Here is a 20,884-nt window from a genome sequence, read left to right as displayed (position 1 = left end):
GTTGGCGGCGTGACCTGCTCAGCGACGGGTGCAGTGCTACTGTCGATTGGCAGAGAATCTGGCTTGGATCGCAATACTGTCGAAATGATTTCAGCGCGATGAGACAGGTTGCAAGAGCGGGACACACTCTTGCAACCTGGACGTTTTAGCCTAATAGCTTTTTCATTATTGACAGCGCCGCTCTGCGTCCATCGGCGGCTGCGGTCACGACCAGATCCGCGCCGCGATAACAGTCACCTCCGGCATAAATCTTTGCATTGCTGGTTGCGCTGGTTTCCGTTTCAATCTGTATCTGCCCCCAGTTGTCGCACTCCACCTCGGCGTCGATCAAGCCGGGAAGTGCCTCCATGTCGAAACCAAGGGCCATGATGATGACATCCGCTGTGACGCAGTGGGTGCTGTCGGGGATAATTTCGACCCGCTGGCGGCCATCCTCGCCCGCTTTGCCCAGGCCTGTCTTTTCTACTTCGACGCAGTACTGGCCGTTGTCGCGCTGGTAGATGCGACGCGGACTGATGTTGAAGCAGAAATCAACCCCCTCTTCGACGGCGTTGTGATATTCCTTGTGGCTGCCGGGCATATTCGCCATGTCGCGGCGGTAAAGGCAGGAAACGCTCTCGGCACCGTCGCGCATCGCGGTCCGCAGGCAATCCATTGCCGTGTCGCCGCCACCAATGACAACCACCCGTTTGTCTTGCAGGTTGTATTTGCCGTCGATCTCTTTACCAAAAATCTGGTGCTGCTTAAGGGTCAGGTATTCCATTGCCGGAACCACCTCCGGCAGATCCTCTCCTTCCAATCCGCCCCGTTTCCCTTTGGTGGCACCGATGCCGACAAACACCGCTGCGTACTGGTCGGTCAGTTCCTTCAGGGCAATGTCTGTACCTACTTCCTGTTGCAGATGCAGGGTGAGCCCAGCTTTACGTAACAGCTTAAAGCGGCGTGCGACAATTTCCTTGTCGAGTTTGAAGCCGGGGATGCCGTAGGTCAGCAGACCACCAGGTCGCTCGGCCCGCTCATACATGTCAACCCCAATTCCGGCGCGCAACAGAAAGTGGGCACAGGAGATCCCCGCCGGGCCGGAGCCGATCACGGCAACCTTCTGCTCATGGCGGATGCCGGGAAAGGGCAGTTGCAGGCCGGCCTCAAAAGCCAGGTCGGTAATCGAGGCTTCGATGGCACCGATGGTAATCGCCCCGTGGCCGTCATCCAGGGTGCAGGCTCCCTCGCAAAGATGACCCTGCGGGCAAACGCGACCAAGAATTTCCGGGAACGGTGAACTTTCGTTCGACAGGTAAAAGGCGCGCTCCAGATCGCGGGCGGCAATCGCTTCCAGCCATTGGGGGATATGGTTCTGCAGTGGACAACCGATGGTGGCGCAAAAAGGGTCGCCGCACTGGACGCAGCGTTCGGCTTGCCTGCGAACCTGGCGATTATCGAAAAACTGGTAGATTTCCGCAAAATTTTTCAGTCGCTCGGGGGCTTCAACTTTTTCCGGGTCACGGCGACTGGTATTTATAAAGTTCTGCATAATGTAGGCTTCCTGTTCACTAAAATGATTCGTTCGTAAAGTCTGTATATTTGTGACTTTTGAACTTCGTCAATTAATCGCCTTCTTTTGGGTTTAACGGCGCACTCATATCCTTCGGTGTGACCATCCAGAAATAAGCCAGTTCTTCACGGAAATCATTGAGGATTCTTTTCGCTTTGGGACTGCGGGTGCGGTTGTGGAAACTGGTCAAAATCTTCTTCAGGTAGAGCTTGCCTTCGTTGTCATCATCAACGTCAATCCGCCTGGCGATAACCAGTTCCTGATTAAGTCGATCGATAAACTTCTTCTGCCGGTCATAAACGAAGGCAACGCCGCCGGTCATGCCAGCGCCGAAATTGATACCGGTTTCTCCGAGAATCACCACGGTGCCGCCGGTCATGTATTCGCAGGCATGATCGCCGGTTCCTTCAACCACCGACAGGGCGCCCGAGTTACGGACCGCAAAACGCTCACCGGCAGTTCCAGCGACGAACATTTTACCGCCGGTGGCGCCGTAGAGACAGGTGTTGCCGACCGCGGAAGCCCCTTCCATATAAATGGCCGGGGTGATGATGATCCGTCCGGCGTGCATCCCTTTGCCGGCATAATCATTGGCGACGCCGCTCAGGAAGATGTTGACGCCGCCAGCGAGAAAGGCGCCGAGCGATTGACCGGCAACGCCTTGCAACTTGATGGTAATCGCTTCTTTCGGCAGTCCTTTGTCGCCGTAATAGCGGGCAATGGCCCCACTGATTAAGGTGCCGAAGCTGCGGTTGGTATTGACGATCTGCCGTTCGACGACAATTTCATCGCTCGGATTTTTAATCACCGGCATGATCTCTTCGAGCAACTGTTTTTCGAAGGCGTTGTCATCGAAGGGTGGATTCGGTTTTTGTTTGGTGTTGCAGCCCTCGATCTGCTGCAGAATCTGCGAGTAGTCGAATTTGCGAATCTGTGGATCATCCAGCTGTTGCAGTAGATCGTTGCGGCCGATGACGTCGTGCAGCGAGGTAAAGCCGAGTTCGGCAAGGATCTCGCGGACATCTTCAGCAACATTGCGTAGGTAGCTGACTACTTTGTCGACCGTGCCTTGGTAGTGGGTACGGAGATTGTCGTCCTGGGTGGCGATACCGACAGTACAACGATTGAGATGGCAGACGCGCAGAATTTTACAGCCGAGGATGACCAACAGCGGGGTGCCGAAGCCGAAGCCTTCTGCGCCCATCATTGCCGCCTTGACGACGTCACGGCCGATTTTAAGGCCCCCGTCGGTTTGCAGTGTGACCAGTTCCCGCAGGTTGTTGGCCTTGAGGCTCAAATGCGCTTCGCTCAGTCCCAGTTCCCAGGGATTACCAGCGGCCTTGATCGAGCTAAACGGTGCTGCACCGGTGCCGCCATCCCCACCGGAAATGACGATTTTATCAGCGTAAGCCTTGGCGACGCCAGCGGCGATGGTGCCGACGCCTTCGGTGGAGACCAGCTTGACGCTGATGATCGCCTCGGGATTGACCTGTTTGAGATCGAAAATTAGCTGCGCCAGATCTTCAATCGAGTAGATGTCATGATGCGGCGGGGGTGAAATCAGCGTCACACCGGGAACAGTGAAGCGCAGGGTGGCAATCAGCGGGGTGACTTTTTCGCCGGGGAGTTGTCCCCCTTCGCCCGGTTTTGCGCCTTGTGCCAGTTTGATCTGGATTTCAGCGGCATTGCGCAGGTAGCCGGGGGTGACGCCGAAACGGCCCGAGGCAACCTGCTTTATTTTACTGTTTTTGACGGTTTTGAAGCGGGCTGCATCCTCTCCGCCTTCGCCACAGTTTGACGAACCGCCAAGCTGATTCATTGCTTCGGCCAACGCCTCATGCGCTTCGGGAGAGAGGGCACCGAGGGACATGGCGGCCGAATCGAAACGGCGGGTAATCGCCTCGATCGGTTCGACGTCTGCGAGTTTGACCGGCTGGTTTGGACTCTTGAAAGCGAGGCCGTCGCGGACAAAGGCAAAACCACGATTATCGATCAGGGCCCGGAATTTGAGGTATTCATCGCGACTGCGCTGTTCCGCAAAACGGTGCATCTGGATGACCGTCTGGGAGTTGAAGTCGTGATACTCGAAGCCTGGATTGTCACGATAAAAACCACCGATCTCCAAGGGATAAACCGGTGTCATGTAGTTTTCGACAAACACCTTGCGGTGGATTGTGTCGATCCGTTGTTCAATGTCTGCATAACCGAGGCCTGGCAGCAGTGCCGGTGAACCGTCGAAGCAATTATCGACCATCTCCTTGCTCAGACCGATGATATCGAACAGGGCAGCATTGCGGTAACTGGAGACGGTGCTGATGCCCATCTTCGACATTACTTTGAGAATCCCCTTAGTCAGGGCATCGTAGAGGTTTTTCAGCTGCTGGCGGATATCTTTGGCGGCAGCATTCCGTTTTTCGCAGAGCTGTAGGCCGCTGGCGTACAGCAGCCAGGGATAGATCGCGACAGCGCCGTAGCCGATCAGGACACAGGCCGAATGCGGTTCAAGTACTTCTGCCGTGCTGGCGACAATGGTCACCAAATGCCGCAGTTTGGCTTTGAGCAACTGCTGATTGACGTAGCCGACCGCCATCGCCATCGGCAGCGGTTTCTGTTCGGCCGAAAGGCCTCGGTCATCGAGGATGATGACCCGTACCGCGTCGTCACTTACGGCACTGACTACTTCTTTGCCCAGCGACTGGAGTGATTGCTGTAGGCCCTGCTGGTAACAGGTGCTGAAGGTGCGATGCTTGTAGCAGGGCTCGAAGCGTGGCATTTCCGGGTTGCCGAAGGTCAGCAGTGCCTGGAAGATGTCGTTGGAGAGGATCGGCGAAATGCTTTTCAGGCGTTTGCCGCGCTCCTTGGTTTCGATCAGCGGGTTGCCGATGCCGCCAAAGCCGATGGTGGTCGACATGACCGCTTTTTCGCGCAACGGGTCGATCGGCGGGTTGGTGACCTGGGCAAATTTCTGTTTGAAAAAATCGCAGAAATTGCGTTGCACCCTGGAAAATGCGGCTGGTGGGCAATCGTCGCCCATCGAACCGACCGGCTCTTTGCCCTCGGTCATCATCGGTCGGATCACCAGGTCAACCACTTCACTGGTAATGTTGTGGTAGCGCTGCAGGGTTTCCAGATCCTCGTAGCGATAATCGGATAGGTCTTCGAACTGGCGCTGGATAAACTCCTGCAGATAGTGGGTGTGATCGGTCAGCCATTGATTATAGGGCTGCGACTCCATCAGATAACGGTCGATGTCACGGGTGTAAAAGACCTTGCCCTGTTTCAGGTCGGCAGCAATCATCTCGCCGCTTTGCAAGCGCCCGCGTTCGCGGATTTTCTCCGGCGGGGTGCCGAGTACACCGTATTCACTGCTGATCAGCAGTCGGTCGTCGGTGGTGATGACGTATTTGGCCGGGCGCAGACCGTTGCGATCGAGCACGCAACCGATGTAGCGGCCGTTGGTCAAACTGACGGCAGCTGGGCCATCCCAGGGTTCGAAAGCGGCGGAGCTGTATTCGTAAAAGGCACGCAGCTTGGCCGGCATGTTGGCGACATTGTGCCGCGCCGGGGGGATCAGTGAGCGGATCGCTTTAAAAAAATCGACGCCGTTAGCGAGCAGAAACTCGATCATGTTGTCGAGGTTGGCGCTGTCACTGACGCCGTTTTCCAAGAGCGGCAACAGGCGCTCAAGTTCCTCGCGAGAAAAAACCGGACTCTCTGCGTCGGTAAATTTGTTGCGGCTTTTAAAGCGGTTGCCCTGAATTGAGTTGATCTCGCCGTTGTGGGCGATCACGCGCAGCGGTTGAGCCAGTTTCCATTTTGGTAGCGTATTGGTGGAAAAGCGCTGATGGAACATGGCGAAGGCAATTTTGAAATCCTCGTTCTGCAGGTCGGGGTACAATTTGGCGATATAATGTGGCATCACCAGGCCCTTATAAGAGACGACCGTGCGGGAAAAACTGGGGATATAGAAGTCTGGATCACCAAGCAGCTGTCGCTCGACCTCTTTGCGGGTCAAATAGACCAGCGAGTCGAAACGGCGGGTGGCGATCAGCGCTGCCGGGACAACAAAGACCTGGACAATTTTCGGCAGCATCGACAGGGCATATTCGCCGAGGGCGTCGGTATCGAGCGGCACATCGCGGACCAGCAGCACGCTCAGGTCGTTTTTTTCGCACTGTTCACGAAAGACCGTCAGCTGCTTTTCTTCCTCACTGAGGAATAGGGTCGCCACGGCGAACTGCTCAGGCAACGACATCCCCGCGTCTTCGGCGACTTTACGCATAAAAGTGACCGGCATCGAGCATAGAAGTCCACTGCCGTCACCGGTTTTGCCGTCCGCCGAAACGGCGCCGCGGTGCATCATCCGGCTTAACGCCTGAATTGCATCCAGGAGGAGTTGATGACTGGGTTGGTTGCGGATATGGGCCAGCAGGCCGAAGCCGCAGTTGTCTTTAAATCGTTCGGCAAGATTCATGAAGCTAATCCTTTGTTACATATAATAATTGGCGTTTCAGGTTTTCAGGTAAGGCCGCGAAGGTACCTGATTTAAGCAATAAACGCAAAGATGCCAACAAAGTATACAATATTATCAGCCCCTTCTCGGCGGCTGGAAGAAGAAAAGCGCGCGTTGCCCCAGGGACACGCATCAATTGTTTGTTGGGAATGATTATTGCCATTCTGTTTGCTGGCCAGGGGGCAGGCGTGCTTGGAACTATGCTCAGAAAGTAGTACGATTTTTAATCTCTTTGCGCTTTGGGGGGGGCTTGTGGAAATACAGGTTTTGCAGTTTGACGAGCGGGTTGGTTTGGGTACTTTCCAACCTTGGTTAGAGCAACAGCAGTGTGGTGTGCGCAGTTGGCGCTGTGATCAGCTACAGTTTCCAGGCAGTGCTGATCACGGACCGGTATTGTTGCTCGGCGGCTACATGGGGGTCGAGCAGCGTCAGAACCGCCCATATTTGCAGGCTGCCATCGACTGGGTTGGCGCCGAAGTCGAGACGGGGCGTCCGATTTTGGCGATCTGTTTGGGCGGGCAACTGCTGGCTCACGCTTTAGGTGGGGAGGTGCACAGCCATAAGAATCAGGAAAAAGGGATAGCCGCTGTCTCCCTGACTGCTGTCGGTCAAGCCGATCCGTTGTTTCGTGGTTTACCCGATCCATTTGTCAGTTTCGAGTGGCACAATGACAGTTTTGATCTGCCCGCCGGGTCAGTCCATTTGGCGCAGACGGCTGCTTGTCCAGGACAGGCTTTTCGTCGTCGCAATGCCTGGGGCATACAGTTTCACCCCGAAGTGGATGAGTTGATTGTCGCCGACTGGTGCCGGCGGACGAAAGCGGGCGAGGAACCGTTGGAGACTTTTCGGCAATGGCAGGACGATTATTTTGCCCACTCGAAGCAGCTGTTGCAGAACTTTGTCGCCGTTGCGGCGCGCTTGACAGGTGAACACTAAATCAGCTTGGCAATTTCTGAATGGCTTGCTGTAGGGCAGAGAGCTGATCTGGTTTTTTCAGGAAACCGCTGCTGCCTTTGCCGGCAAAATTTTGTGAAACCTCTTGTTCTTTGTCGCCGCTGCTCATAATGACTTTGACGGTGGGTTCGGTGCGTCGGATTTTAGTGAGGAGTTGAACCGCGGTTTATAGCGATTAATGCCATTTATGCTTGTAATTTATGCATTGCCGGGCATGCGGTCGTGCAAATCGATCCAATGCCGAGAAACGGTTTGCCGGCCATAGCAGTGTGTGCTAAAAAAAAGTGCAGAAACGTAGTTTTGTGCGACCTTCTTTACACTCTCCCTTTTCACTTGGAGTTCGAGATGGATTCAGCGGCACGGGTGTCAACCGGTTATGCCGGGCTTGACAATATTCTTGATGGTTTGCGGATTGGCGACAATGTTGTTCTGACCGTCGATTCGATCGATGATTATCGTTACTTTGTCGGCCCCTATGTGGACCAGGCTTTGGCTGATGGTCGCAACATTATCTATTTCTGTTTTGGCGACCATGTTCCTTTATTGGGCGCTTCTCCGAAAATAAAAAAATACGATCTCGATCCGCGCCAGGGTTTTGAGCTGTTTACCCGCCGTATCCACGAAGTGGTGACCGAGCAGGGCGTTGGTGCTTTTTATGTCTTCGATTGTCTTTCCGATCTGGCCACCGCCTGGGCGACCGATCATATGGTCGGTAATTTTTTCCGCGTCACCTGCCCCTACCTGTTTGAGCTTGATACCGTTGCCTACTTTTCGTTGATTCGCGATCGGCATTCATTTCGGACCATTGAGCGGATTCGCGATACCACCCAGGTATTGATTGATGTTTTTAACCACGGGCAGCATTTTCATATCCAGCCGATCAAGGTCTGGCAACGCTATTCGCCGACCATGTTTCTGCCGCACCGTAAAAATGGTGAGGAATTTGTCCCGCTGACCAACAGTTTCGAGGCCACCCGCCTGCTCAGCTCGCTGGCCGAGCGCGACAAGGATAGTGCCCGGCGACAGATTGATCACTGGCACCGTTTGTTCCTCGATGCCGAGCGGGTCAATGAGGATCCCGAGGGCCGACTTGAACAAGAGCAGATGAGTAAGCATATCTGTCGCCATATGATCGGTCGCGAAGAGCGCATTCTCGGTCTGGCGCACAAATATTTAAACCTGCAGGATTTGCTCGGTATCAAATCGCGGGTCATCGGTTCCGGCTTTATCGGCGGTAAAGCGGTCGGCATGCTCCTGGCGCACAGTATCTTAAGGCGTGACAGCCGATTTGACTGGGACAAACATCTGGAGACCCACGACTCCTTCTATGTCGGCTCCAACGTTTACTATTCCTATATTGTGCATAACGGTCTCTGGCGACTGTTCATGCAGCAGAGGAGTGAGGCCGGCTATTTTGATGCCGCCAAAGAGTTGCAGGAAAAGATCCTGCAGGGCAGCTTTCATCAGAGTCTGCGTGAAGGTTTTCAGAAGATGCTCGAATACTATGGGCAGTACCCGATTATTGTCCGCTCCAGTTCTTTGCTCGAGGACAGTTTCGGCAACGCCTTTGCCGGTAAGTACGATAGCTTTTTCTGCGTCAATCAGGGCTCGCCGGAAGAGCGTTTGGCGCAGTTTGAGGATGCGGTACGCAAGATTTTTGCCAGCACCATGAGCGAGGACGCCCTCACTTATCGCCTGCAGCGCGGTTTGGATCAGCAGGATGAGCAGATGGCCCTGCTGGTGCAGCGGGTCTCCGGGGCTTATCGGGATCATTATTACTTCCCAGAGTTGGCCGGGGTCGGTGTCTCCTACAATACCTTTGTCTGGGATAAGGAGATGGATCCGCGCGCCGGAATGCTGCGTTTGGTGCTTGGACTTGGGACCCGCGCGGTCGATCGGGCCGAAGGGGATTACCCTTGTATCGTCGCACTGGATGCGCCGCAGAAGCGCCCGCACAAGGGCTTTGCCGACACGCGCAAGTTTTCGCAGCGCGATGTCGATCTGCTCGATATCCAGAACAACGAGCTGCGCACCATTTCTTTGCTGAGCCTGACCGAGGAAAAGATCGACATCCCCTGGCATAATTATGCCGTGCGTGATTATGACACCATGCAGCTCCTCGAGCAGCGCGGCAAAAAAGGGCTGGATGTCTGGTTATTGACCTTTGATCAGCTGTTTAAGGAAACGTCCTTTATTGAGCTGATGCAGCGCATGCTCAAGACCATCGAGAAGGCCTACGAGTATCCGGTCGATGTCGAGTTTACGGTCAACTTCGCCAGTGATGGAACGCCGCAGATTGATGTGGTGCAATGTCGGCCGCTGCAGACCAAGGGCGCAGATAAGGAAGTGCAACTGCCCAAGCGGGTGCCCGAGGAGCGGACCTTCTTTAAGAGCGAAGGCAACTTCATGGGCGGCAACATTTCACGTCAGCTAAAGTGGATTATCTGGGTTGATCCCTCGCAGTATGTAAAGCTGCCGATGAATGATAAGTACGAGATCGCCCGTTTGATCGGTCGGCTCAATAAGCGGATTGCCGATAAGGAAAAAAGTCCGACCTTGCTGCTCGGTCCCGGCCGTTGGGGCACCTCGACACCGTCGATGGGAGTGCCGGTCACCTTCTCTGAAATCAGTAATCTGACCGCCTTGGCCGAAGTGGCCTTTACCGCCGGCGAACTGATGCCGGAGTTGTCCTTCGGTTCGCACTTTTTTCAGGATTTGGTTGAGGCGGATATCTTCTATCTGGCCCTGTTTCCAGAAAATAAAAACTGCTTCCTCAATACTGCTTGGCTGGAAAAACAGCCGAACATTCTTGAGGGCTTGCTGCCATCCAGTAGTCATTTCAAAAAGGTGGTCAAGGTTTGCCGCGTCTCTGATGTTGGCTTGTCGCTGATGGCCGATGTGGTGGCGCAAAAATTGATCTGCTGCACGGAAAAATAGTTTCAGGATGCACAGCGGTGTAGAGGCTCGATTGGAGTTCCCCGGAGCATTGCGCTGCGGGGAACTTTTTTTGTCGGCAGAAGAGGTGGGTTTTCGATAGCGTGCCGCCGCAAAAGCAAGTAAACTCGGCTCTCTTGGGTGTGCTTTTGTCTTAGAAAGTGCCCTGTCTTGTAATAGCAATCGAATATCTTTTGGAGTGGCAGATGGATCTTGGCATCGTATATACAGTTGGACTTCCCGTTGTCATCGTCATGGCTTTGCTGTGGTCATTTGTTTTGGATAAGAAAAAGCCGCCGACAGTGAAAGAATTTGTCGCCAAGCTGGCGGCAAGAGCGTTGCTATTAATTGTGTTTCTCGCCGTGATTGTGGGCTTTATTTCTCTGGCGATTGTCGGACCCCTAACCACCTAGTACCTTGTACCCCCTAAATCGTCGCATCTTGCTTGTTATTTGACGCGCCACCTGCGTTGTGACTTCAGTTGCATAGCGGTGCTATGCGCCCTTAATCACGCCTTATTGGCACGCCAAATCCCTTCGCAATCTTGCGACACTTTAAGAGTTACAAGGCACTAGTCCCTTGGGACCATGTAGGGCGGGGGGCTTTGACCGGAATCCATAACCACGCAGTGAGGCGGGTTCAAAGGGCCAGGTCGTCGAGCAGCCACCACTGCTAAATTTGAAAAAGCTCTGTCGGCACCTCTGTGTGCTTGATGGGCCGTATCTACTAGAGCGCTAGCGCCCACGGTTTTCTGATCGTGGGCGTTTTGTGTTTCCTCACGAAATCTTTACACGATCTTTATCCTGTCTTTAATCAGTCGTTAAATAGGTAGGGTATGATTCAAATACTTGAAAACACAAGCTCGGTAGCGAACTGCTCGGAGCAAAAAAAATAATGGAGGACGACATGAAGATTCTGGTAATGACCATTCTCAGCCTGCCGCTGGTTCTGATCGGCTTTCACCCGGTGGAGAGTCAGGGCATGGAACAAAATACTAACGAAATGATGATGTCTCAATCGGTGCGGTCGGACGATATGAAAATGAAATCGGATGATATGGCGAGGGGGCCGGCCACGACTCCACAACGCGACAACAAGGTCCCCGCGGATGCGGAACTCCGTCGCCGGTTAACCCCGCTACAGTATGCCGTGACCCGCAATGATGACACCGAGCGACCGTTTGCCAATCCCTATTGGGACAATAAAGAGCAGGGAATTTACGTCGATGTGATCTCCGGCGTCCCGCTTTTTAGTTCCTCTGATAAATATGTATCGGGAACCGGATGGCCGAGTTTCACGCAGCCGTTGGAGCCAAACAATATCGTAGAGAAAGATGACCGTGGCTTCTTCGCGGTTCGAACCGAAGTGCGTAGCAAGCTCGCAGATTCTCATCTGGGCCATGTCTTCAACGACGGGCCCGCTCCCAACGGGTTGCGTTATTGCATGAACTCGGCGGCAATGCGTTTCATTTCGAGGGCCGATTTGGGAAAAGAAGGCTACGGGGAATACCAGAAGTTGTTCAAGTGATTGCCGCATCGGCCATTGTGGGCCCTTGGGTTTAGTGGAGATGTTTGCGTTCCCCACTCCTTGCCATCTGTTCGTGGCAGGAGAGACTATCCGCGGTCTTGTTTTTTGTCAGCAGCTAACAAATTTAAGGTGGTTTTATGAAAAATAAATTACTCTTTTCCCTGTTTGCAGTTTTTCTCGCTTTTGCCTCAACGGCCTCAGCCGATAAAACAATATTGGCCGGAGGATGTTTCTGGTGCATGGAGTCAGACTTTGAAAAACTCGATGGAGTCACGGCTGTAGTTTCCGGGTTTACCGGCGGAACAGTGAAAACCCCAACCTATAACGGAAATCATGCCGGGCATTTTGAAGCCGTAGAGATAACCTATGACCCCCATAAGGTGAGTTACCAACAGCTGTTGGATCATTACTGGGTCAACATCGATCCATTTGATAGCAGGGGACAGTTTTGCGATAAGGGTCCCAGTTATCTTAGTGCGATTTTCGTAGCGAATGCGGCAGAAAGAAAAATTGCTGAAGAGTCCAAGGTTCGTGTTGAAATGCAGTTTCCTGGTGAAAAAGTTGTCACGCCAATCTTGGATGCAGCAACATTTTATCCGATTATGGGAAAGGAAAGTTATCATCAGGATTATTATAAAAATAACCCAATTCGCTACAATGCTTATCGCTGGAATTGTGGGCGAGACAAACGCTTAAAAAGTATTTGGGGCGACCAGGCAACGCATTAGCACTAAAAACGGACCTGGTGATTGTTAATCGAAAATCAACTCTAAGAACAAATGTGAGCAAAAAAAATGGCCCCCCGAACGGGGAGCCTGCAGAGTTGCAATAAATAAATGCTGAAAATAATATCTTGATAGCCCCCAGCCTTGCGGCCGGGGGCTATTATCGTACGGTGCTGCGGTTGTCGATCAGACAACACCCATGGCCAGCATGGCGCGGGCCACTTTGACGAAGCCAGCGATGTTGGCGCCGACCACATAGTTGCCGGGTACGCCGTACTCTTCGGAGGTCTCGTAGCAATCCCTGTGAATGTTCTGCATGATCTTGTGCAGACGGTCTTCGGTGTAGGCGAAGTCCCAGGAGTCGCGACAAGCGTTCTGCTGCATCTCCAGGGCCGAGGTGGCGACACCGCCGGCGTTGGCTGCTTTACCTGGGCCGTAGGCGATACCGGCATCGAGGAAGACTTTGACGCCTTCTGGGGTGGTCGGCATGTTGGCGCCCTCACCGACGGCGATACAGCCGTTTTTGACCAGCATGGCGGCATCCTTGCCGTTGATCTCGTTCTGGGTTGCCGAAGGCATGGCGACCTGGCAGGGGATCTCCCAGATATTGCCACCGGCCACATATTTGGCGTGCTTGACGGTTTCAGCGTAGACGCTGATCCGGCGGCGTTCAATTTCCTTGATCTGCTGAACCAATTCCAGATCAATCCCTTTTTCGTCGTAGATGTAGCCGTTGGAGTCGGAACAAGCGACAACTTTACCGCCGAGTTGGTTGATCTTTTCGATGGTGTAGATGGAGACGTTGCCCGAGCCCGAGACGATGCAGGTTTTGCCGTCAAAGGAGTCCTTGCGCACCTTGAGCATTTCGTCGACGAAGTAGGCCGCACCGTAGCCGGTTGCTTCGGTGCGGACCAGGGAACCACCCCAGTTGAGGCCTTTGCCGGTCAGAACGCCAGCTTCCCAGCGGTTGGTAATGCGCTTGTACTGGCCGAACATGAAGCCGATTTCGCGGCCGCCGACACCGATATCGCCAGCCGGTACGTCAGTATGCTCACCGATGTGGCGGTACAGTTCGGTCATGAAGCTCTGGCAAAAACGCATGATGTCGCCATCGGTTTTGCCCTTGGGGTCGAAGTCGGAGCCGCCTTTGCCGCCGCCGATCGGCATGCCGGTCAGGGAGTTTTTGAAGACCTGCTCGAAGCCGAGAAATTTGATGATGCCGAGGTAGACCGAGGGGTGGAAGCGCAGGCCGCCCTTGAAGGGGCCAAGGGCGCTGTTGAATTCAACCCGGAAGCCACGGTTGATTTGTACCCGGCCGTGGGTATCAACCCATGGTACCCGGAAGATGATTTGCCGCTCCGGTTCGCAGATCCGTTCGATTAGCTTGTAGTGTGCAAACTCGGGATGTTTTACCAGGACCGGACCGAGTGTTTCGACAACTTCACGAACCGCTTGATGGAATTCAACTTCCCCTGGATTGCGGTCGAGAACTTCTTTGTAGATCGGCGCAATTTTTTCGTCTAGCTTGGTCATCTGGTGTCTCCTTGGCTGGATGTGGCTAAAAAATAAGCAAGTAGGATCTGCTTTGGTCTTCTTTTCTGTGTATTGGTTGTTTCTCTATCCAAAGAGCGTGCCATGTGACTAATTAATAGACAGGTCCGTCTTGGGGGCCGTTATTATGGGCTTCTGTCGAGAATAGGGTCTGCATGTTTGTGTGGCGGGTGTGTTGTGTCGACCGCTGTGAGTGCTTATTGTGAGTGTTTGTGAGTTGTGGCGATACTCAGGTGCTGGGCTGTGTGTGAGGCAGGGTTTGCTATTCTCTCTGCTGCGAGGTTCTTCCTTTCAGTTGCTGGCAAAACAATCCAGCAATAATGAGCAGCAAGCCAACAAAGGTTGCGGGGAGGATGGTTTCTCCGACCATGAAGTAGATGAAGACCAGGGAAAGGAAGGGTGAGATAAAGATCAGGTTGCTGATCCGTGCGGTGTTGTCGGTACTTTTCAGCGCCATTAACCAGAGGACGAAACAGGCGCCCATTTCGAAGGTACCAACGTAGGCGGCACCGAGGAGCCCCGCCAGCGACGGCCATTGATAATCAGCGGTCAGTAGATAGTAGCCGAAAACAAAAGGGAAGCTGCAGAGGAAATTGATGAACAGTCCGACCACCGGGTCGCGGCTGTCTTTGGTACTGTAGATCCAGTAGAGGGCCCAGATGATGGTGCTTGCCAGGGCCAAGATGACCCCGAGAGGATCGGTGAACTGCAGGCTGAAGGGGTTTCCCTCTGTTGAAATGATCAGCACACCGCAGTAGCTGATGAGCAGGGCCAGCCATTGTTGACGACTGACCTTTTGTTTCAGCAGCGGCACCGAAAGCAACGACAGGGTGATGGCCCAGGTGTAGTTGAGGGGTTGCGCCTGTTGCGCCGGAAGTAACTCGTAGGCCTTGAGCAGAACCAGGTAGTAGAGGAACGGGTTAAGCAGGCCGAGGGCGACAGAGAGCAGATACTCCTGCCTGCTACACTGAAAAACAAGTCTCAATTTTCCTTGTGCAAGAAGAATCGCACCGAGCAGCAGGGTGGAAAAAGCGCCTGCGAACAGCAGCAGTTCAATCGGACTTAAATGTCGTAACGAAAGCTTAAAGGCTGTGGCAATGGTTGACCAAAGCAGTACTGCGCTAAGTCCGTAAAGGGTCGCTTGTTGTTCGGGGGGCATCGGTTTATGTCCGGTTTCTAGAAGGGTTTATGTTGTGTTGACTGTATAGACTATGGCTGTTTCAGTACAACAAATTATCTTCTTGATAAAGCTAGATTTCACTTTCTGGTACTACTTTTTTTCTAGTCTGAAGCGCTGGTTGTGGAAGAAAGGTCATGGCAGTGTGTTGTTAGCTAATATGTTTGTTTTTTTGTTTTTGTATTACCGATGGATTGAGTCTCCTCTTGGACACAGAGAGAATGTTGATGCTGTAATTTTTTAAGCCGTGATCCGGTGGAAATTCTATAACCAGCTGATTTTCAATGTGGATATGTTATAATTGGCGCATAGTTGGGTGGGTTTTCTTGAGGTGCGTTTACTTTGTCTCGTTGGCTTTTTTGGGGGGGGCGAGATTCTAGAACATAACTATTTGAAAGAACAATTTTGTTCTTCGTGTAGCGGTTGCCTGGGTGGGGTGGCTTTTCTCCGCTGTCGTTGCAGATATGTTTTGTTCTAAATCTTTTAGGGGGGAACAATGAACGGCAAAGAGAAGATGAACTGTGCTGGGTGCTGTCATAATGGTCGCGCCGTTAAAGTTGTCGCGAAAACTCGTTTTTCAGGTGAACAATTAGCTTTTTTTCTGGAAGAGCAGACCGGGGCCCGCTGTTCCTGTTTTCATTCATTGGCTGAGTTAGCACAGAATGACAGCGATCAGCATGATGATAATCCCCTTATTCTTCTCGAGGCAAATCAGGAACATATGCAGCTAACGAATAAGCTTTGTGCTGATGTCATTGAGTTAACCACACGCCATCATCTTCTTGCCATTTTCAATACACCTAAATCGGCGAAATTTGAAAAGACTGCCTTGTCTTGTGGCATTCGTGGGATTTTCCACGAAAACGATCCTGCTTATGATCTCGTCAAAGGTGTCTGTTCCATTTTTCAAGGTGAAATTTGGGTTTCGCGTCAGGTCATGACCGAGTGCTTTCTGGAGGCACAACGCTTTACTGTCAGGCCGCTGCGGAACCATGAAAACTCCCTCCCTGAACTGACAGCTCGCCAAAAAACGATCCTTTCATTAATTGCCTCAGGAGCGAGCAACCAGCGTATCGCTGACGAGTTATGTATCAGTCCCCATACGGTAAAAACGCATATCTATAATATCTTCAAAAAGATCAGAGTTCCCTCTCGTACCCAGGCCGCACTGTGGGCAGCGAAGAACCTTTAGCTCTGTTGGTACTTTCTTCGTATTAAAAGGACAGGGAATCACCTGAAAGTACCAAGTAGAAATTTACAAATTAAGAAATTAATCACACTTTTGCTCGATTCATCTTTTCTCTTGATCTTGCCATAGTGACACCCTGAAACGTTTTTATTGCGCTAGGGGGATGGTCACTATGGGGAGAAGTCAAACCTGCACGTTATCGCCTGCACTACCCCATTTTGTTTTCTTCCACTGCAAATTCAATTCAATGCTCAGCATCGCAAACTCTGCTTGGATATATTCTGGATAACTGTGGGCGGTTTTTTTTATCGGCACGGAGGTCGTGTCTCGTGCGTTGTTGATAGCGGCTGTTCCTAGTGCCAATCCATATTTGGTTTAGTAACCTCGCTAAGGCAATTGTTGAGGGGAGAGGAGGGTGCAGACCCTATAAATGAAATGGCCAAGTCCTGACTTTTTTGAATGTGAGGTAGTTATGCGAAATGAAAAGTATCTGTGTGAGCGTTTTAGTTTTCTATCGGGGGCATTATGAAAAGGCTGGGTTGCATCATTTTCGCACTATTGCTTTTTTCCTCCACTGCATATGCAGTGCACAACGAGGGGCCAGGTTTGGTTCAGGCACCACTCATCACCCAAACTCTTGAAAAAATTGGTGTTGTCAGTGTCTGGAATACCGGCGACAAGTTTCAGCTTCGGCTCGACGGCGTTGACGGCTGGAAGTTGAAAACGACCCATATCTACGTCGGTAACGATCCGGTTCCGGCATCCAGAAAAGGGAACCTGGTCCCCGGTCGATTTACGTACAAGGACCCTTACCAAGATTCAGAGGGGAGCGGCGTTCTGGTGCTCGACCTAGAAGCAGACCTGGGCTTCTCCTGGGGCGAACCTTACTCCGAGCTGCGAGTGCAGAATATCGCCGTGCATGTCACCGGGGAACAGTTCGATGACAACGGCAATATCATCGCCGCCGCAGCGGCCTGGGCCTATACCGGCGAGGGTGCCGACACCGAGTTCGGCGATATCGACGAAGAGTCGCTGGACGAACTGGAATTCGAAGGGGTCGGTAAGGGCTGGTGGTTCAGTTACATGCTGTCGCACCCGAGCCGCGGCCACTTTATCGATTCTCCGGTCGGCGGCCTGACATTTCGCACCCCGACCAATAGCAACTTGACCGACGAAGCTGGTGCCTTCGATTTTTTCCCCGGCGAATCGGTCACCCTGTCGATCGGCAATTATGTCCTCGGTACCACCGTTGCCGCCCACAAAATTTCACCGCTCGATCTGTTTGAAATGGCCGATACCACCAATAGGGAAGTAGGTAATATGGCCAGCCTGCTGCAGAGTCTAGATAGCGATGCCGACCCACAAAGTGGGATCTCCATCACCCCGGCAGTCAATGACTATCTGGATGCGGCGATGCAGGAATTGGGTTATGACAGTTTCGATTTTTCTGACAGTGTTCAGATTGAAGATATTATTGCCAAAACAATCGAACTGGCTGAAGTCGATGGCTTGATGCTGGACAACGTGAATGTCGAGGATGCGTTGGATCATCTGGACAAGACTCTGGACAGCGTTATGTTCCGCAAGAATGTTTCCAAGACACCGCTGCTCGGCAGCGCAAAAGCCAAGTTGAATGTTATGGGTGTCTGGTTCCCGGCGTTGGAGGCCAACGCAGCGCAGGTTCCCGATTCCGATTATCCAGACGACGCGGAACTTTACACCGACCCGGTTCCGGTGACGATCGAATACTATGACGAAGAGGGTAATTTCATACGTGATGCGGAGGTTGCCAAGCCGTTGATCGCAACTTATACCGACGAAGACCCGGAAACCGGAGCCCATGATGTCTGGGCAGCGGTTTCCCGCGATGATGGCAAGACCTGGAAACGGAAAAATATTTCGCGTATGGCCTATCGTTCATCATTTCTTCTGGCCAACGGCGAAGAGTTTTATGGTCATTGTAAAAAGCCGGTCTTCCAGGTCAAGGGCAACAAAATTCTGATTTCCTGGACCAGCAAGTTCGCCAAAGGTGGCAAGCCGCGTTATGCGATTACGGTAGATGATCCATTAACGACGGATACCGACGAAGGAGATGGGTACACGTACGACGATCCCTATGTCGTGGATGATATCTGGGGTGTTAGTGGTCCGCATCTCTCGGTTGATTACACCGACCAGGGCTACCCGGAAGTCGGCGAAGTGCCCTACAGCGCTGTGTGGACTGCACGCGGCATCATCGCCACCCAGACCGATGTCAACAATGGTGTTGGTGCTTTTGAGGGAGATATTGTTTGGTTCAAGCCTGAGCGTTTGACCTCGGGACGCCGCGATGCCAACCAGATTTTCATGGGCGCTGCCGATGGTGCCGGTTTCGGTATCTCCTGGCAGGAAGACCCGGGCGGCTTGCGTCCGGGTGAAGCCAAAGGCCCCGGTCCCGGTTGGGGCGGTGCAACCACCAACCACAAGACCGACATCTGGTACAGCTACGTGACGTGGGCCGATTTCGCCAAGGTCGATGAAAACTTCGTTTCGGGTGGCGATCCGGAGCATGACGATATCGATTTTGCCGGGCGGGTCAAAGCTTTGGTTCCGATGTCACTGCCTGTGCGGATTTCTGACAACGATGTGGTTAACACTGAGAATATGTGGGTTGAGTTGGATGAAGCCACAGGGCTACCAGCGGTAGATGACGATGGTAATTTTACTCCGATCTACAATACAGAGACCAGTTCCGATGCTGACAGCGACGGTGCCCATCGCTACGGATATATGTTGGAAGGTTTATGGGACTGGGATGGCACTCTGGTCCATGAAGGTGATGCCGTTGATTGGAACGATGGGGATGGCGGTGTTCTTTATGAATTCACCAACCAGCAGGATGAATTGAAGACCGTGGTGGTTACCAACGATGGCCGGGCGCTCGATGGCAACACCGGCGCGGCGCGGCCGAACCTGTTCATGCAGACCTACACTAAGCCTGACGGAACCAAGAGCGCTTGGGCGATTATGGCTTACGAGGAAACCAAGGGTGTCGGTCTGGGGCCGGACGAGGATGCGGGCGAAACAGATGGCGACCAGCTTGAGGATGGCACCGGTTATGATCCCTACGAAACCTTCCCGGATTCGGGCAAGAACGCTATCTATCATAGCTTCGATTTCCAGAATCCCGATAAGGTCAGTGCCGGCACTATCCTCAACCTGCCGGAGACGGATGCCGACGGCAACCCGCTCAACGTTGTTGAACCTGAATATCGCGGCTCCGAGCTGGTCGGTGACGAATACGTTCCGATAGACAACCCGCTGGCTGGCCAGCAGGTCAACGACTGGAAGGGTGATCCGATCCTGGCCTACGAAAACGCCCGGCGGCCGCGCTTTATCCTGCAGTCGAAGACCGCAGCTTTGACGGGAAACTCCGGTACAGTGCTGCTCGTGCTGTACAAAGAAGGTGAAGATGGTGCCGGTCGGCCGTCCGACATCATGGTTCGACGCTGCGTGGTTAAAGATCCAGACGGAAATGTCATCCTCGGCAATCCATGGGCGCCAAAGAACTTCATTCCGCAGAGTGAAGCCGATACCCGGGTCGCCGTGCAGAACGTCAGCACCGTGACCCCGATTGATACCTGGATTAACCCGGATCGTGATGATGCGGCCAAGGGAGATGGTACCAAGGTTTGCAGTTGGGAACAGCCGGAAGAAAATCTGTTGCTGAAGTCGGGCGAGAATCCTTACGAAGATGCCCGCGCCCACCGTGGTGCGATCCGTGGCGACTTCGTTGTGATGGGCTATTCTTATACCCCTAATTGGGCTGCTTCGCGTATGGCTCATGACAAGTACGATTTCTACATCCGTCGTTCTTTCAACGGTGGCGAAACCTGGACTACTGATCCGGCTCCAACTGCGAACGAAGATGGGACGCCGGTTTTGGTGGAACATACCGATATCTTCATTGATCCAGAAGGTATCTCTGGGGCAGAGTTGTCAGACGACGGGGACGATGTCACCGAAGCGACCATGCATTACGAGGTTGTCACCTCTTATGAGCCTGATGAGTATGAGCCGGCGAAGAACGTTTCGCTGATCCAGAACAACAAGATCAGCGTGATTGAGCCGCGGATCGTCGCTGTCCCCGGCACGATCAAGGCGTTAAACACTGCAACAGGGGTTGCAGTGTGGACGGGAGTCGCAGAAGACAAGCAGAACCCGAATATCTTCTACTTGGCCTACGGAACCTCCACCAACCTGCCGGACGTTGAAAAGGCGCCGGAAGATCTGTTCTACAGCTTCTCAATGAACAAGGGAACGACCATGATTGAAGAGGAGTGGGAGGTCAACCCCGACAGTGATGGGAACTATTCCGAGATTCCCGATGAGGATGGCAACATCTTCCCACAGATCGTAACCCGTTGGGATTATCTGGGCAAAGGCGATCCCGAGCAGGGCGAGGTGCAGTTGCGGATGACCCCGGATGGTTCCCGTTTCTACAGCTGCTGGCTGCAGGAAATCGAGCCAGTCGATCCTGAAAGTCCGGGCCACTTCGAGGGCAGCGACATCTGGTTCCGCCGTATTGCGCCGATGGAGTTTTCTGTTAATGAAGCAGCTCCTGAAACAACGACTGAGGTTTTGGCAGAGGATGTCGGTTCGGATGGTGACTTTGGCGACGACTCCGGTGGCGATAGCGACTGATTCTGAACTGAAAGGATAAAAGCAAAAGAGCTGCCGGCGTTGCGGCTGGAACACAAATCCGTCCATCATCGGCTCGGGC

The 20,884-nt window shown here is 53.1% G+C and carries 11 protein-coding genes and 1 pseudogene; 7 read left to right on the top strand and 5 right to left on the bottom strand.

Going from position 1 to position 20,884, the window contains the following annotated elements; translation table 11 throughout:
* Positions 1-145 precede the first annotated feature (145 nt).
* Together ACZ5PT_RS02650 and gltB are read right to left on the bottom strand one after the other, a co-directional pair.
* Complete coding sequence (locus ACZ5PT_RS02650; protein ID WP_464265263.1) at positions 146-1,531, bottom strand: FAD-dependent oxidoreductase; 1,386 nt, start codon at positions 1,529-1,531, stop codon at positions 146-148.
* A gap of 73 nt (positions 1,532-1,604) precedes the next feature.
* The gene (gltB, locus tag ACZ5PT_RS02645) at positions 1,605-6,026 is read right to left on the bottom strand and encodes a glutamate synthase large subunit (RefSeq protein WP_464265262.1); all 4,422 of its coding nucleotides are present in this window, start codon (positions 6,024-6,026) and stop codon (positions 1,605-1,607) included.
* Positions 6,027-6,317: 291 nt separating this feature from the next.
* Between gltB and ACZ5PT_RS02640 the strand changes: the two genes are divergently transcribed.
* Positions 6,318-7,001 carry a type 1 glutamine amidotransferase gene (locus tag ACZ5PT_RS02640; RefSeq protein ID WP_464265261.1) on the top strand — a complete coding sequence of 228 codons (684 nt, stop codon included), beginning with the start codon at positions 6,318-6,320 and terminating at the stop codon, positions 6,999-7,001.
* 1 nt (position 7,002) lies between these two features.
* Here the strand turns inward: ACZ5PT_RS02640 and ACZ5PT_RS02635 are convergent, their stop codons facing one another.
* Positions 7,003-7,128 carry a hypothetical protein gene (locus tag ACZ5PT_RS02635; RefSeq protein WP_464265260.1) on the bottom strand — a complete coding sequence of 42 codons (126 nt, stop codon included), beginning with the start codon at positions 7,126-7,128 and terminating at the stop codon, positions 7,003-7,005.
* A gap of 236 nt (positions 7,129-7,364) precedes the next feature.
* Here ACZ5PT_RS02635 and ACZ5PT_RS02630 point away from each other — a divergent pair, with 236 nt between their 5' ends.
* The 4 genes and pseudogenes from ACZ5PT_RS02630 (at position 7,365) to msrA (ending at position 12,208) form a co-directional block, all read left to right on the top strand.
* Entirely contained in the window at positions 7,365-9,956 is a 2,592-nt protein-coding gene (locus tag ACZ5PT_RS02630) for a PEP/pyruvate-binding domain-containing protein (protein ID WP_464265259.1), read from the top strand.
* A 203-nt stretch (positions 9,957-10,159) separates the two neighbouring features.
* Positions 10,160-10,366 carry a hypothetical protein gene (locus tag ACZ5PT_RS02625; protein ID WP_464265258.1) on the top strand — a complete coding sequence of 69 codons (207 nt, stop codon included), beginning with the start codon at positions 10,160-10,162 and terminating at the stop codon, positions 10,364-10,366.
* A gap of 688 nt (positions 10,367-11,054) precedes the next feature.
* Positions 11,055-11,480: pseudogene (gene msrB / locus ACZ5PT_RS02620) on the top strand (peptide-methionine (R)-S-oxide reductase MsrB); the annotation flags it as partial.
* Positions 11,481-11,617: 137 nt separating this feature from the next.
* Complete coding sequence (gene msrA / locus ACZ5PT_RS02615) at positions 11,618-12,208, top strand: peptide-methionine (S)-S-oxide reductase MsrA (protein WP_464265257.1); 591 nt, start codon at positions 11,618-11,620, stop codon at positions 12,206-12,208.
* Positions 12,209-12,391: 183 nt separating this feature from the next.
* Here msrA and gdhA read toward each other — a convergent pair whose 3' ends face one another.
* Together gdhA and ACZ5PT_RS02605 are read right to left on the bottom strand one after the other, a co-directional pair.
* Positions 12,392-13,738 carry an NADP-specific glutamate dehydrogenase gene (gene gdhA, locus ACZ5PT_RS02610; RefSeq protein ID WP_464265256.1) on the bottom strand — a complete coding sequence of 449 codons (1,347 nt, stop codon included), beginning with the start codon at positions 13,736-13,738 and terminating at the stop codon, positions 12,392-12,394.
* 280 nt (positions 13,739-14,018) lie between these two features.
* A complete protein-coding gene (locus tag ACZ5PT_RS02605; protein ID WP_464265255.1) occupies positions 14,019-14,915 on the bottom strand; it encodes a DMT family transporter in 897 nt (298 codons plus the stop codon).
* Positions 14,916-15,429: 514 nt separating this feature from the next.
* Between ACZ5PT_RS02605 and ACZ5PT_RS02600 the strand changes: the two genes are divergently transcribed.
* Both ACZ5PT_RS02600 and ACZ5PT_RS02595 read left to right on the top strand, forming a co-directional pair.
* Positions 15,430-16,125: a helix-turn-helix transcriptional regulator gene (locus tag ACZ5PT_RS02600; protein WP_464265254.1), complete on the top strand. Its 696-nt coding sequence runs from the start codon at positions 15,430-15,432 to the stop codon at positions 16,123-16,125.
* A 522-nt stretch (positions 16,126-16,647) separates the two neighbouring features.
* The gene (locus ACZ5PT_RS02595; protein ID WP_464265253.1) at positions 16,648-20,805 is read left to right on the top strand and encodes a choice-of-anchor O protein; all 4,158 of its coding nucleotides are present in this window, start codon (positions 16,648-16,650) and stop codon (positions 20,803-20,805) included.
* Positions 20,806-20,884: the final 79 nt, after the last annotated feature.

The sequence above is a fragment of the Desulfuromusa ferrireducens genome (genome assembly GCF_055389805.1).
This window is presented reverse-complemented; position numbering and strand designations above follow the sequence as displayed.

Coding starts and splice junctions, on each gene's coding strand:
- ACZ5PT_RS02600 (WP_464265254.1), top strand. CDS start 15,430: ATGAACGGCAAAGAGAAGATGAACTGTGCTGGGTGCTGTCATAATGGT.
- gdhA (WP_464265256.1), bottom strand. CDS start 13,738: ATGACCAAGCTAGACGAAAAAATTGCGCCGATCTACAAAGAAGTTCTC.
- msrA (WP_464265257.1), top strand. CDS start 11,618: ATGAAAAATAAATTACTCTTTTCCCTGTTTGCAGTTTTTCTCGCTTTT.
- ACZ5PT_RS02625 (WP_464265258.1), top strand. CDS start 10,160: ATGGATCTTGGCATCGTATATACAGTTGGACTTCCCGTTGTCATCGTC.
- ACZ5PT_RS02630 (WP_464265259.1), top strand. CDS start 7,365: ATGGATTCAGCGGCACGGGTGTCAACCGGTTATGCCGGGCTTGACAAT.
- ACZ5PT_RS02605 (WP_464265255.1), bottom strand. CDS start 14,915: ATGCCCCCCGAACAACAAGCGACCCTTTACGGACTTAGCGCAGTACTG.
- ACZ5PT_RS02650 (WP_464265263.1), bottom strand. CDS start 1,531: ATGCAGAACTTTATAAATACCAGTCGCCGTGACCCGGAAAAAGTTGAA.
- ACZ5PT_RS02595 (WP_464265253.1), top strand. CDS start 16,648: ATGAAAAGGCTGGGTTGCATCATTTTCGCACTATTGCTTTTTTCCTCC.
- ACZ5PT_RS02635 (WP_464265260.1), bottom strand. CDS start 7,128: ATGAGCAGCGGCGACAAAGAACAAGAGGTTTCACAAAATTTTGCCGGC.
- gltB (WP_464265262.1), bottom strand. CDS start 6,026: ATGAATCTTGCCGAACGATTTAAAGACAACTGCGGCTTCGGCCTGCTG.